Genomic DNA, 11782 nt, shown 5'->3' with positions numbered 1-11782 from the left:
TTCGCGGGATGAGCGAGCGCCTCAGCCCTCTGGGAGAGGAAGACGTAACAGCAGGTCGTGCTCGTAGCGCGCGATGTTCTCGATACCGATCCGCGCCACATAGTCGATCGCGGCGCCGAGGCCAACGGCGTCGGCAATGTTGCCGGTGCCGGCCTCGAAGCGCGCCGGCACCCCCTGGTAGAGCGTGCGTTCGAAGGTGACGTCGGCAATCATGTTGCCGCCACCTTGCCAGGGAGGCGTGTCTTCGAGGATGTCGCGCTTGCCGTAAACCACGCCGATGCCGGTCGGCGCGAAGACCTTGTGACCGGAGAAGACGAAGAAATCGGCATCGATCGCCTGCACGTCGACGCGCATGTGCGACACGGACTGGGCGCCGTCCACCAGCACCCTGGCACCCGCCCGGTGGGCCAGCTCAACGATCTCCTTCACCGGGGTCACGGTGCCCAGGGCATTGGAGACCTGGCTGATGGCTACCAGTTTCGTGCGGTCGTTGAGCAGTCGCTGATATTCCTGGAGCAGGATCTGGCCCTTGTCATCGACCGGGATGACCCGGATGTGGGCGCCGCTTTCCTTCGCCAGTTGTTGCCAGGGAACGATGTTGGCGTGGTGTTCGAGCAGCGAAACGACGATCTCGTCGCCTTCGCCGATGTTCTGCCTGCCCCAGGTCTTGGCGACCAGGTTGATCGCTTCGGTGGCACCGCGAACGAAGATGATCTCCTCGGCGGAACTCGCGCCAAGGAAGTGCGCCACCTTGCTGCGGGCAGCTTCGTAGGCGTCGGTGGAACGTGCCGCGAGTTCGTGGGCGGCACGGTGAATGTTGGAGTTCTCGTGCTGGTAGAACTGCACCAGTCGATCGATGACCGCCTGCGGCTTCTGCGTCGTCGCCGCATTGTCGAACCAGACCAGTGGCTTGCCATTGACGCGCTCGGCGAGAATGGGGAAGTCGCGGCGTACGGCCTGCACGTCGAACGCCGGGAAGCGGGCCGCATCGGCCCGTGGAACCGACGCCGGCTGGTCGATGAAGTAGTAGCCGCCGTGGCCGGGAACTGGCGGCGCTGCCGGCGGCGGCGAGCGTTCGCCGGCGAGTTCATCGAGCACGCGGCGCAGGGCGGCCTCTCCCGGCAGTTTGAAGGGATGCGCAACGACGTGATTGTCAGCGACTGCTGTCGGTGCCTGGTGAGCAGACGAAAGCGCCGCTGCTTCGCCGAGGAAGTAGTACGGCGATCCCGGGACACCCGCGGGGGCGCTGATCGGGGCAGTCATCGGCAACGCGGCGGCATAGGCTTCGGGCACCCCGAACTCCGGAGGAACCGGCACTGCGTCGACCGCCGGCTGGCCGATCGCTGGCGCAGCAAGCGACTGCAACGCTGGCCCGGGCTCACCGATGGCCAAGCCGCTGACCGCTGGTGCCGATGGCGAAGACGGAGCCTCGCGTCCCGGAAGTGCCCGGAACAACTCCCCGGCCAAGCGTGCGAGTGCGCTCTCGTCCGGCAGGCCCGGAATCGCCGCGACGCTGAAGGGCAGTGCGTCGGGCAGCGAATCAGCGGTAGGTGTGAGCATATTCATGGTATTTGTCGATCTCCACGTCATCGAGCACGGCCAGGGCGTCTTCCGTATGGACAGCCAGCGAGCAATAGAGCGAAATCAGGTAGGAGGCGATGGCATTCCGGTCAATGCCCATGAAGCGCACCGACAGCCCGGGGCTCTGTTCGCCCGGCAGGCCCGGCTGGTAGAGGCCGACGACCCCTTGGCGCTTGTCGCCGACACGCAGCAGCAGGACCTTGGTCTTTCCCTCTGCGATCGGCACCTTGTCCGAAGGGATCAGCGGAATGCCACGCCAGGTCAGGAACTGGGAACCGAAAAGAGAGACGGTCGGCGGCGGAACGCCGCGGCGGGTGCACTCGCGGCCGAAGGCGGCGATCGCCAGCGGGTGGGTGAGGAAGAATGCAGGTTCCTTCCAGACCTTGGTCAGCAAGTCGTCGAGGTCATCCGGCGTCGGCGCGCCGGAGAGAGTCGTGATGCGCTGGCTGTCGGCGACGTTGGCCAACAGGCCGTAGTCGTCGTTGTTGATCAACTCGTTTTCCTGCCTCTCCTTGATCGTCTCGATGGTCAGTCGCAGTTGCTCCTTGATCTGGTCGTGCGGGCTGCTGTACAGGTCGGAAATGCGCGTGTGGACATCAAGGACGGTGGTGACGGCACTGAGGAAGTACTCGCGCGGCTTTTCCTCGTAGTCGACGAAGGTCTGCGGCAGTTCGGACTCGTCGCGCTTGGCACAGGCGACCAGCACGTCGCGCGGGTTCTTGACCTGGTTGAGGCGATAGATGCCGGCTTCCACGGGCAGCCACGGCAGCAGGTGCGTCAGCCACCGCGGGGAAATGGTCGCGAGTTGCGCGACGGTCTTGGTGGCATTGGCCAGTTGCCGTGCGGCGACATCGCTCAGGGCGGCTTGGTGAGGACTATCTGCCATGGGGTACTCCTTGCAATGGTGACGATGGGTAGAAGAAAGACGAATAAGCAAATGACTATTTGCGCAAGGGCGAACCCTACTCTCGCTGAAGCGGGCCACTCAACATGCTGCAGCCACCATCAGAGTGGTGGCCGGTGACTTCGGGAGACGCGCTATTCATGTTCGCAACGGGCGACCAGGGCCGACAGGTCGACCTCGAGCGCTCGTGCCAGCTTGCCGGCGGTTGCCAGGGAAGGGCTGGCAAGTCCGCGCTCGATCTCGCCGACATACGAGCGGTTGAGGTTGGCCCTTTCCGCCAGTCGCTCTTGGGACCAGCCGCGCTCGTGCCGCAGTTGCCGGACGACCCACGGAAAGCGATCGCTGAGATTGTTCATATCCCGCCACCGCCTTCGAGCACCTCATTCGTCGATATGGCCTGCGTCAGGAAACTCCCCGGCGGTATGCTGTGCGTCAGCCAGACGTTGCCGCCGATCGACGATCCGCGGCCGATGGTGACGCGCCCAAGTATGGTCGCCCCAGCGTAGATCACGACATCATCCTCGACGATCGGATGGCGCGGCGCTCCCTTTTCCAGGGAGCCGTCGGCATCGACGTTGAACCGCTTGGCACCGAGGGTGACCGCCTGGTAGAGGCGGACCCGCTCGCCGATGACGGCCGTTTCCCCAATGACGACGCCGGTTCCGTGGTCAATGAAGAAGCTCTTGCCGATGCGCGCGCCGGGGTGAATGTCGATACCGGTGGCGGAGTGCGCGAGTTCGGAGACGATGCGCGCCAACAAGGGTACACCCAGCCGGTAGAGCCTGTGCGCCAGGCGGTGATGGATGATGGCCAGTGTTCCGGGATAGCAGAGCACGATCTCGTCGACGCTGCGCGCGGCCGGATCACCGCGATAGGCGGCCTCGACGTCGCTGTCGAGCACGACGCGGATGCCCGGCAGGGCCGCCGCAAACTGCCGGACGATGGCGACGGCATCATTCTCGATGGACGCCGGGCCAGTCAGCGGGTCGTGGCGAGAAGCGTGCGTGAGCTCCAGCCGGACCTGGTCCAGGAGGCTGCGCAAGGCGATATCGAGCGTATGGCCGACGTAGAAGTCCTCACTGGGGCCCTGTTGCAGGTCGGGCGGGCCGAGGCGCATGGGGAAGAGTGCGCCGCACAGCCTGTCGACGATCTCGCGCAGGGCCTCACGGGAGGGAAACTCGCGGCCGCCCGACTCGAGCGTGCGCTGCTGTGCCACGCGCCACTGCTCGCGCGCAAGGCGCAGATCGCGGACGATCTCGTCGAGCTTCCAGAGTACCGACGGCGATGCGTCGGGCGGGCGACGAAGTGGCGCGTTCATTGATGGATTCCTCGCAAGCACCGGTCAATCCTGGACCCAGGGCAGGCCGTGATAGCGCCAGCCACCGGTCGCGCCGCGTTGCCCGTCGGCAGTGATCTCTCCCTCGAAGCCTTCCAGGACGTTGAACACGCGTGTGAAACCGGCGCGTGTGGCAGCTTCTGCGGCTGCGGCCGAGCGCTTGCCGCTGCGGCAGATGAGCAGAATGGCGTCGTCCTTGCCTGCCTTGCCGGCGAGTTCACGGGTGAAACGTGGATTCCTGTTCAGGGCAGCGCCGGATTGCCACTGCACCAGCGGCGTGCCGGGTACGTGGCCGACGTACTTGTATTCTTCGGCGGTGCGCACGTCGATGAGCATGGCGGCGCCGGCAGCAGCCAGCACCCAGGCCTCGTGCGGCGTGACCGTGCCGGCGTAAGGAAGTCTCTCGCGTACGGCACGAGCGGTCGCTGCGGCAAGGACGCCGCGCACCTCCGCGTCGCGCTGACTGCCGTCCGGGACATGCCCCGTGTCGATGGGGGTAATCTCGAGTTGGGCTATGGCAAGCATCGCAGTCTCCTGGAAACGGAAAACCGGCCTTGGGGGTGTCGGCCTGAGGGCGCCACTCTAGTCGCAGGGCGCAGGGCAGCGAACGAAGAAAATCTGCGTTGCTTATATCGGATTGGCACGCACGAGCCACCGGGACAAGGAACGAAGGAGCCAGTCGTTCGAGTGGCCGGAGGTGTCCCCAAATGCTGCGCGCACCGTCGCCCTGATCGATCGCCGCGTTCATCAAGCCGGTCAATAGCGACCACAGGACCCGCCGAAGCGTGGCGCCGCCAATGGATCGGGCACGACGATTGCCGGGCTGCGGCCGGGCCAGGGGTCGGCGCCAGCCCGACGCGGCAAGCCGTCGGTCCAGTCGACGGGTGCGCCGGGGCATGGCTGTGAGTGCAGCATCGTCGTGTTTGCAGCCATGCCGACTGGTGCTCACCGACGCCAGATCTCTGCGGTTTGTCTCGGCCGACACCAACGTCGGGATCATCGCCAGCCGGGGGAATCGCATTGGCGCAACGAAGCACACGAACGGACAGGGCAGCGGACCAGAGGACGCCGATCCGCAGCCCGGGCCGCCGCGTCAAGCCTCGCGGAGGTCCTTCCGGGGTGCTCGCCGCCCTCTGCATCCTGATGTGTGCCCATTGGACGCCAGAGCTGGCCCTGGCCGTCGTCGAACTCCTCGACGATCGGGTCGCCCGCATCTGGGCCAACCAAGCCCTGGCGGTCTCGGATGTGCTGCGAGCGAAACGGGGCAGTTCGCGAGAACTACTTCCCGCTGTCAACCGCACAGCCGACGACCGGCTCCGATGAACCCGCCTTCCGAACACCGCTGATCGCCCGGATTTCAAGGGGCCCCTGTCTGTCGCCTCGGCTTGTGCCGACCGGACAACGGCCGCTCTCCACCATCGTCACCCCCGGATATCCGCGATCGTTTGTCGATCCCCCCGCCAGCCAGAATTGGCTGCGTGAATCTCATTCCTGAAGAGCCAGAACCTCCCGGCGCAGCCCCTCGAAGAAGGCGAGGCCCTGCGGCCACGGACCATGTCCCGAGTCCACGTTGATGTGGCCGGCGTTACCAATGTTGCGGTAGCTGCTGCCCCAGACACGGGCCCAGTGTTCAGCGACGCCGGCCTTGACCCACGGATCATTGTTGCTGGCCACGATCATGCTGGGAAACATGAGCCGCTCCTGCGGAAGAAGCGTCGCCAGGCCGAAGCGATCGGGGTCGGCAGGGGCAACGAGCAGTGCCGCACGGATGCGGCCCGGACAGACGAAGCCGGCACGGACGGCCGCGAGGCAACCAAAGCTGTGGGCGACGACCCATACCGCCTCGCTCTGGGCGGCGGTGACCTCGCCGATGCACCCCGCCCATCCGGCAAGGCAAGGACGTTCCCAGTCAGCTTGATTCACTCGCAGGGTATCTCCAAGCGTGTGCTCGAACCACGTCTGCCAGTGATCCGGCCCGCTGTCGTGCAGGCCGGGGACGATGAGGATCGCGGCCATCGACCTGCCACTCAGGACAGGCTGTCCTTCCACATGGTCGTCGCCCAGGCCCGCGTGTACAGTCCTTCTTCGACCGAAGGTTCCTTGGATACGCCGCCAGAGCCGTCGACGACCAGTGGCACTTTCTTCTCGGGATGATAGCGGTGCACCGAGTCGACGTGGATCGCACGCTTGTCGTCGATCAGCGAGTAGCAGGTATTCGCCATCAGGGTCGGCTGCGGCTCGCGACCCGAGAGGATCTCGACGATCGCTGCCGCCGCCGCCTTGCCATGCTGGTTGGCCATGTGCGCCGACTTGGGCATCAGCGGCGCGGCCTGCAGAGCGTCGCCGAGGACGTGGATGTTCCTGACGGCCGTCGACTCGAGGCTGATCCAGTTCACGTCGGCCCAGCGGTCGTTGACGTTGACCACTCCTGCGACGCGGGCGATGTCGGCGGCGCGCTGTGGCGGCAGCAGGTTGAGCACATCGCCTCGCTCCTTGTCGCCCAGTTCGCTGCTGACGATCCGGGTCACCGGGTCGACGGCGACCACATTCCAGCCGGGCCGGTACTCGATGATGTCCTTGTAGTCGCTTTCCCATACACCAAGGAAAAGCTTTTCCTTGGAGATGACCTTGTCGTTGGCGTCGAGGATGATCACCTTCGAGCCGGGTTTGTGCGTCTTGAAGTACCAGGCGATCTGGCTGGCACGTTCGTACGGGCCGGGGGGGCAACGATACGGTGCCTTCGGGACCGACAGCACGTAGGTGCCACCCGCGGGCAGGTCCTCGAGCTGCTTGCGCAGGGCAAGCGTCTGCGGGCCTGCTTTCCACGCGTGCAGGATGCTTTCCTGAGCCTTGGCATCATAGCCGGCAATGTCGCCATGGATGAAGTCGAAACCGGGGGCAAGGACCAGGCGGTCGTAGCCAAAATCCCCCGCGCCGTCGGTCCTGACGCGTCGCTTGTCGGCGTCGATGCCGGTGACCGGCGCGTGAACCAGCCGGATTCCCCAGTTCTTCCGGAGACCATCGTAACCATGGACGAGCGATTCGTAGGCACGGTTGCCGCCGAGGACTTCGTTCGAGGCAGGGCAGGAAACGAATTGCCTGTTGCGCTCGATCAGGGTCACCTCGATCGTGCCGTCGCTCCACTTGCGCAGGTACTTGGCGGCGGTGGCGCCGCCAAAGCCGGCGCCGATGACGACGACGTGGCCGATCTTCCGGCCTCGCTTGCCGGTAACGGCGGCGAGGCTGGTGCCGGGGATGCCGGCGGCAGCGGCCAGCGCAGTGGATGCACCGAGTGCGTGCAGCAGACGGCGGCGATCAGGATTGAAGCGGGACATGTTGGATCTCCTCAGTTCTGCTTGGCAAAAAATTCGGCCAGGATGGCGATCTCTTCATCGGTATAGCCCTTGGCGAGTTGATGCATGATCGTCGCCGGGCGCGTACCGTTCTTGAATGCTTTCATGCTTTCCTCCAGATAGGCCCGGTCGCGACCCGCCAGCGGTGGAATGGCGCTGGCAGCCTTGCCGTCAGTGCCATGGCAGTTGGCGCAGTTGGCCGCGAAATAGGGCGTGTGGCCGGTTGCCGGGGTGGCGGTGGATCCGGGGCCGGCCAAAGCGGCCACTGCGCTGAGGCTGCCGACGATGGCGAGAGCGGTTTTCTTCATGGCGAGTCCTTGATCTAAAAGGGCGAACGGGGCTTGTTGATCACGATATCACTGGGCGTTGATGGTTTTGCTCTGCGTCTTGCCGAGGTTGTCGCGCCAGACGACGGTGACGCTGTCGCCGCTGCGGACGCTGGCAATCCGCCAGCCGAACAGCGGGTTGGCAGCAATTCCGGAGCCGGTGAGCAGCGTGAGCACCGTCTCGTCGTTGATGCGCAGCGTGATGTCGGTGATGTAGTGCGCCGTCGCGCTCTCGCCGCTGGCATTCTTCCTGAAGCCACTCTCCATCGGATGGGTGAGCAGCGCCTTGATCAGTGCGCCCTGCTCGTCGACGGTCGCCCGCAGCCGGATGGCATCGTTCTGCATTGTTCCTCCTCAGCCGGGCAGGCAGCCGCCGACGATCACCCGCACGTCGCGGGTGGCGGTAAGGAGACGGCCGTCCGCCTCGGCAATGACGCGGATCCGGGAACTTTCGGCGAGTTTGACCTTGGCCTCGAGCCAGGGCTTGCTACGCTCGCCGAGCCTGATGTCGGCCAGCAGGGGAAAGCGGTTGCCTTCGGCAATCAGCAGAATGCGCTGCACGCGCGGCAGTCTGACCGTCACCTCCAGGGGCACCTGGGCGCCATTCTCGGCCACGTCGGGGGCCTGGATGACGATCGCCGTGCTCGTCGCGAGTGCTGGCAAACCCAGTGCGGCGTATACCGACTCCGGGTTGCCGGCAGCGAACGCATGCGCCACGCGTTCGCCGGCCAGTGCAGGCTCCGCGTCGGCGAGCAGGCGCGTGAGGGATGCGGCAGCCGCGAGGCGCAGGAAGTCGCGTCGATCGTTCATCCCCGCGCGCTCACAGGGTGCCGCTGGCGCCAGCGTGGATGATCTCCTCGAGGCTGCGACGCAGTCCGGAAATCGCCTCGTGCAGACCCTCCGGCAGTCCTCCCGGGCCGCCCGGTCCATCCAGCCAGCCGATGTCACCGTCGAACATGGCGAGCCATATCCTTTGCCGGGCGTCCTCGACGACGGCGATGCGGCAGGGCAGCAGAGTCGCGGCTTCGAGGCTGTAGTCGAGCAGATCACGGGCGACGAGCGCGTCGCAGAAATGGTAGATCGCCACCCTGGGTGTCGGTCTGCCGGTGATCGCCTCGATCTCCTTGTTGATCAGGTGGGCGCCGACGAACTTGAGGTTGAGCCTGTTCGCGCGATGCCTCATCGACGAGATGACGTCCTCCCAGCTCAGGTCCGGCTGCGCCTCAACCTTGTAGGTCATCAGGTTGATCCGTTCGCGCAGCGACAGCGACGACCACGCGGGCGACTGCCGCATGAGCCGCCTTCGTTCCTCCGTGCTGACCGTGGGCATCATCGTGTTGGGCGCCGCAGGCCGCGCGGCGGTGACCGGCGGCAGAGGTTCCGGGAGGACGGCAGCAGCACCGCCGACCACGGGGCTGCCGACCTGTGCCAGCGCACCGCCGGCGGCCAGGGCGAAGCTCATTGCACGAAGGGCTGTCAACAGGATCGCCATCTCACTTCGTCGCGTTGTCGGTCATGTTGCGGCTACTCCCCTGGTCACTCGCCTTTGGCTGGCGCGCCGCGCATGATGTCGCTCGCTGCAGATGGCGCCAACGATTTATTTCCAATAAGCACATAACGATCGCGTCGGAAGGGACCTTGCAATGGGCAGATCGGCGCCCCTTCGCCGTAGAGGAAGCCCTGGAATATCTTTAGAGGAAATTCTTCCTTTGCCTGGCGCTGCCGCCCGTTCAATCTTCATGCATCGCTGCTTGCCAAACCCATGGAACCGTCACGATGAGAAGTCAGTTGGCCCACGCGCACTCGTCATGCCGCGCCGCGATCGATGCGGCGCCCTTCCCGCGCCGTTCGTGCCGGCAAGGGTGCTGAGAGCGATCACCATGTCGCATCTCGCCGCACCGCCGACGACGAGCGTCGGATCGATCAATGGTGACCAGTCCGCTGGCGAAGTGCCGGTCCATCACCAGTTGCCGACGATGCAGCGGAATGCGCTCAGCCGGATTTTCGATCGCCCGGATTTCACACCGGGTGAGGTTGCTGGTCTCGGTCGTCAGCGCCTCGCGCGCGCCGAAGGAATTGGCCTCAAGGGGTGGCAACGATCACCGAGTGGTTGCGACAGCACGGCCACGAACTTGCCATTGACGCGCGCAGCCCTCGATCGCGCGACACGGCCCCGCCAGTGCTGGGGACCAGGAAGGTCGATAAGGCGCTGCGGGTCCTGCAGAGCCATGGCTACCAGGTCGTCCGCAGCGAGGAGCGCGAGGGTGACCGGAGTCCGGCCCAACGGACGTCGCCACGGCCTGCGGGTCCCGCTGAATAAGCTAATAAGCAAAGATTCGTTCGCCGCGGCGCGCGGCCTCCGCACAATGCGCGCCCCATCCACTGCAACGGAACTCCGATGAAACTGAAGAATCTTCTGGCCGGCGTGCTGGTCAGTGCCCTGCTGGCCGGCAACGCGCTCGCGGCCGATGTCAACCTGCTGAACGTTTCCTACGATCCGACGCGCGAGTTCTACAAGGAGTTCGACGACGCATTTGCCCGACACTGGAAGGCGAAGGCCGGTGACAAGGTCACCGTAGACCAGTCGCATGGTGGCTCCGGCAAGCAGGCTCGCGCGGTGATCGAAGGACTGCAGGCCGATGTCGTGACGCTGGCGCTGGCCTACGACATCGATGCCATCGCCGACGCGGGGCTGATTCCGAAGGATTGGCAGAAGCGTCTGCCACACAACTCGTCGCCCTACACCTCGACGATCGTCTTTCTGGTGCGCAAGGGCAATCCCAAGGGCATCAGGGACTGGAACGACCTGGTGAAGCCGGGCGTCGCGATCATCACGCCGAACCCGAAGACCTCGGGCGGCGCGCGCTGGAACTATTTGGCGGCGTGGGCCTTCGCACTCGAGCAGCCGGGGGGCAACGAAGCCAAGGCCCGGGAGTTCGTCGGTCAGGTGTTTCGCAACGTGAAGGTGCTCGACTCGGGAGCGCGCGGCTCGACGACGACCTTCGTCGAACGTGGCATCGGCGACGTGCTGCTCGCCTGGGAGAATGAAGCGCACCTGTCACTCAAGGAAGCCGGGGCGGACAAGCTGGAAATCGTGACGCCTTCCTTGTCGATCCTCGCCGAGCCGCCAGTGACGGTCATCGACAGGGTGGTCGACAAGCGCGGCACGCGCCAGGTGGCGCAGGCCTACCTCGAGTACCTGTATTCACCGGAAGGGCAGGAGTTGGCCGCCAGGCACTTCTACCGCCCGACCGATGCGCAGGTCGCGGCCAGGTACGCGAAGCAGTTCGTCAGGACCAGGCTGATCACCGTCGACAAGGTGTTCGGCGGCTGGCGCAACGCGCAGAAGGTCCACTTCTCGGACGGCGGCATCTTCGACCAGATCTACGTGCCCGGCGGCAAGCGCTGAAGCATTCCTGGTGGCGCCGGGAAGCGGATGTCCACGGGCGTCCCCTTCTTCCTTATGGCGAGGGTGAATTAGCTTGGCACGATTCGGTATTTCCCTTCCGCGGGCGACGAGCCTAGACTCGTCAAATCGAATGGTGCACTGCAGCAGGAGTTGACGATGAATCATGATCTTTCCTTCAGGAGGCGCGTGTGGCGAGCGTGAAGCGATTCAGCCCATTGCCCGGGTTCGGCCTGGCAATGGGTTACACCCTCGTCTACCTGAGCCTGATTGTCCTCATCCCGCTCAGCGCGGTGGCGACCAAGACGCTGGCGATGGGGTGGGATTCCTTCTGGGCTGCGGCCAGCAGTCCACGAGTCGTCGCATCCTATCAGCTCAGTTTCGGCGCCTCGCTGCTCGCGGCGGCGATCAACGTCGTGTTCGGCCTGATCTTCGCCTGGGTCCTGGTGCGTTACCGTTTTCCGGGCAAGGGTCTGGTCGATGCGCTGGTCGATCTCCCGTTCGCCTTGCCGACTGCCGTCGCCGGCATCGCGCTGGCGACGATCTATTCCGAGAATGGGTCAGTCGGCAGGCTGCTCGAGCCGTGGGGCATCGAGATCGCGTACACGCCGAATGGGGTGCTGCTGGCACTGGTGTTCATCGGCCTGCCGTTCGTCGTGCGGACCGTACAGCCGGTACTTGCCGACCTGGAAAAGGAGGTCGAGGAGGCCGCAGCCGGTCTCGGTGCGTCGCGCTGGCAGACTTTCGTGCGGATCATCCTGCCGCACATCGCCCCGGCGCTGCTGACCGGCTTTGCCATGGCTTTCGCGCGTGCCGTCGGCGAGTGTTACGTCTTCCTCTCCCAGAGGGCTGAGGCGCTCGCTCATCCCGCGAACG

At 65.3% G+C, this 11782-nt stretch carries 13 protein-coding genes; 2 read left to right on the top strand and 11 right to left on the bottom strand.

The window, feature by feature from the left end:
• Window positions 1-21: 21 nt before the first annotated feature.
• The 11 genes from NFW30_RS15020 to NFW30_RS14970 form a co-directional block, all read right to left on the bottom strand.
• A complete protein-coding gene (locus NFW30_RS15020; RefSeq protein WP_295355990.1) occupies window positions 22-1560 on the bottom strand; it encodes an aminotransferase class V-fold PLP-dependent enzyme in 1539 nt (512 codons plus the stop codon).
• Complete coding sequence (locus NFW30_RS15015) at window positions 1541-2467, bottom strand: family 2A encapsulin nanocompartment shell protein (RefSeq protein ID WP_295355988.1); 927 nt, start codon at window positions 2465-2467, stop codon at window positions 1541-1543. Before NFW30_RS15015 ends, NFW30_RS15020 begins: the two co-directional genes overlap by 20 nt.
• Window positions 2468-2619: 152 nt before the next feature.
• Entirely contained in the window at window positions 2620-2841 is a 222-nt protein-coding gene (locus NFW30_RS15010) for a helix-turn-helix transcriptional regulator (protein ID WP_295355987.1), read from the bottom strand.
• Window positions 2838-3803 (bottom strand): serine O-acetyltransferase EpsC, encoded by a 966-nt coding sequence (gene epsC, locus NFW30_RS15005; RefSeq protein WP_295355986.1) that lies wholly within the window; start codon window positions 3801-3803, stop codon window positions 2838-2840. Before epsC ends, NFW30_RS15010 begins: the two co-directional genes overlap by 4 nt.
• 24 nt (window positions 3804-3827) lie before the next feature.
• The gene (locus NFW30_RS15000) at window positions 3828-4346 is read right to left on the bottom strand and encodes a rhodanese-like domain-containing protein (RefSeq protein WP_295355985.1); all 519 of its coding nucleotides are present in this window, start codon (window positions 4344-4346) and stop codon (window positions 3828-3830) included.
• Window positions 4347-5306: 960 nt separating this feature from the next.
• On the bottom strand, window positions 5307-5837 hold the full coding sequence (locus tag NFW30_RS14995) for an alpha/beta hydrolase (RefSeq protein WP_295355984.1): 531 nt from the start codon (window positions 5835-5837) through the stop codon (window positions 5307-5309).
• An 11-nt stretch (window positions 5838-5848) separates the two neighbouring features.
• Window positions 5849-7156: an NAD(P)/FAD-dependent oxidoreductase gene (locus NFW30_RS14990; RefSeq protein WP_295355983.1), complete on the bottom strand. Its 1308-nt coding sequence runs from the start codon at window positions 7154-7156 to the stop codon at window positions 5849-5851.
• An 11-nt stretch (window positions 7157-7167) separates the two neighbouring features.
• Entirely contained in the window at window positions 7168-7482 is a 315-nt protein-coding gene (locus tag NFW30_RS14985; RefSeq protein ID WP_295355982.1) for a c-type cytochrome, read from the bottom strand.
• Window positions 7483-7530: 48 nt separating this feature from the next.
• Entirely contained in the window at window positions 7531-7845 is a 315-nt protein-coding gene (soxZ, locus tag NFW30_RS14980; protein WP_295355981.1) for a thiosulfate oxidation carrier complex protein SoxZ, read from the bottom strand.
• Between the two features lie 9 nt (window positions 7846-7854).
• Window positions 7855-8310: a thiosulfate oxidation carrier protein SoxY gene (locus tag NFW30_RS14975; RefSeq protein WP_295355980.1), complete on the bottom strand. Its 456-nt coding sequence runs from the start codon at window positions 8308-8310 to the stop codon at window positions 7855-7857.
• 10 nt (window positions 8311-8320) lie between these two features.
• On the bottom strand, window positions 8321-8992 hold the full coding sequence (locus tag NFW30_RS14970; protein WP_295355979.1) for a DUF302 domain-containing protein: 672 nt from the start codon (window positions 8990-8992) through the stop codon (window positions 8321-8323).
• A 906-nt stretch (window positions 8993-9898) separates the two neighbouring features.
• On the opposite strand from NFW30_RS14970, the gene NFW30_RS14965 reads away from it, so the two are divergent.
• Together NFW30_RS14965 and cysT are read left to right on the top strand one after the other, a co-directional pair.
• Window positions 9899-10909, top strand: a complete 1011-nt coding sequence (locus NFW30_RS14965; protein ID WP_295355978.1) for a sulfate ABC transporter substrate-binding protein — start codon at window positions 9899-9901, stop codon at window positions 10907-10909.
• A gap of 236 nt (window positions 10910-11145) precedes the next feature.
• The coding region (cysT, locus tag NFW30_RS14960) for a sulfate ABC transporter permease subunit CysT (RefSeq protein WP_295355989.1) at window positions 11146-11782 on the top strand (637 nt) is incomplete at its 3' end.

This window comes from Accumulibacter sp., from assembly GCF_023806635.1.
GTDB lineage: Bacteria > Pseudomonadota > Gammaproteobacteria > Burkholderiales > Rhodocyclaceae > Accumulibacter.
This window is presented reverse-complemented; position numbering and strand designations above follow the sequence as displayed.

What these genes read in the sequence shown, in the direction of transcription:
- NFW30_RS15000 (WP_295355985.1), bottom strand. Translation starts at nt 4,346, where the DNA reads ATGCTTGCCATAGCCCAACTCGAGATTACCCCCATCGACACGGGGCAT.
- NFW30_RS14965 (WP_295355978.1), top strand. Translation starts at nt 9,899, where the DNA reads ATGAAACTGAAGAATCTTCTGGCCGGCGTGCTGGTCAGTGCCCTGCTG.
- NFW30_RS15020 (WP_295355990.1), bottom strand. Translation starts at nt 1,560, where the DNA reads ATGCTCACACCTACCGCTGATTCGCTGCCCGACGCACTGCCCTTCAGC.
- epsC (WP_295355986.1), bottom strand. Translation starts at nt 3,803, where the DNA reads ATGAACGCGCCACTTCGTCGCCCGCCCGACGCATCGCCGTCGGTACTC.
- soxZ (WP_295355981.1), bottom strand. Translation starts at nt 7,845, where the DNA reads ATGCAGAACGATGCCATCCGGCTGCGGGCGACCGTCGACGAGCAGGGC.
- NFW30_RS14970 (WP_295355979.1), bottom strand. Translation starts at nt 8,992, where the DNA reads ATGGCGATCCTGTTGACAGCCCTTCGTGCAATGAGCTTCGCCCTGGCC.
- NFW30_RS15010 (WP_295355987.1), bottom strand. Translation starts at nt 2,841, where the DNA reads ATGAACAATCTCAGCGATCGCTTTCCGTGGGTCGTCCGGCAACTGCGG.
- NFW30_RS14995 (WP_295355984.1), bottom strand. Translation starts at nt 5,837, where the DNA reads ATGGCCGCGATCCTCATCGTCCCCGGCCTGCACGACAGCGGGCCGGAT.
- NFW30_RS14985 (WP_295355982.1), bottom strand. Translation starts at nt 7,482, where the DNA reads ATGAAGAAAACCGCTCTCGCCATCGTCGGCAGCCTCAGCGCAGTGGCC.
- NFW30_RS14975 (WP_295355980.1), bottom strand. Translation starts at nt 8,310, where the DNA reads ATGAACGATCGACGCGACTTCCTGCGCCTCGCGGCTGCCGCATCCCTC.
- NFW30_RS14990 (WP_295355983.1), bottom strand. Translation starts at nt 7,156, where the DNA reads ATGTCCCGCTTCAATCCTGATCGCCGCCGTCTGCTGCACGCACTCGGT.
- NFW30_RS15015 (WP_295355988.1), bottom strand. Translation starts at nt 2,467, where the DNA reads ATGGCAGATAGTCCTCACCAAGCCGCCCTGAGCGATGTCGCCGCACGG.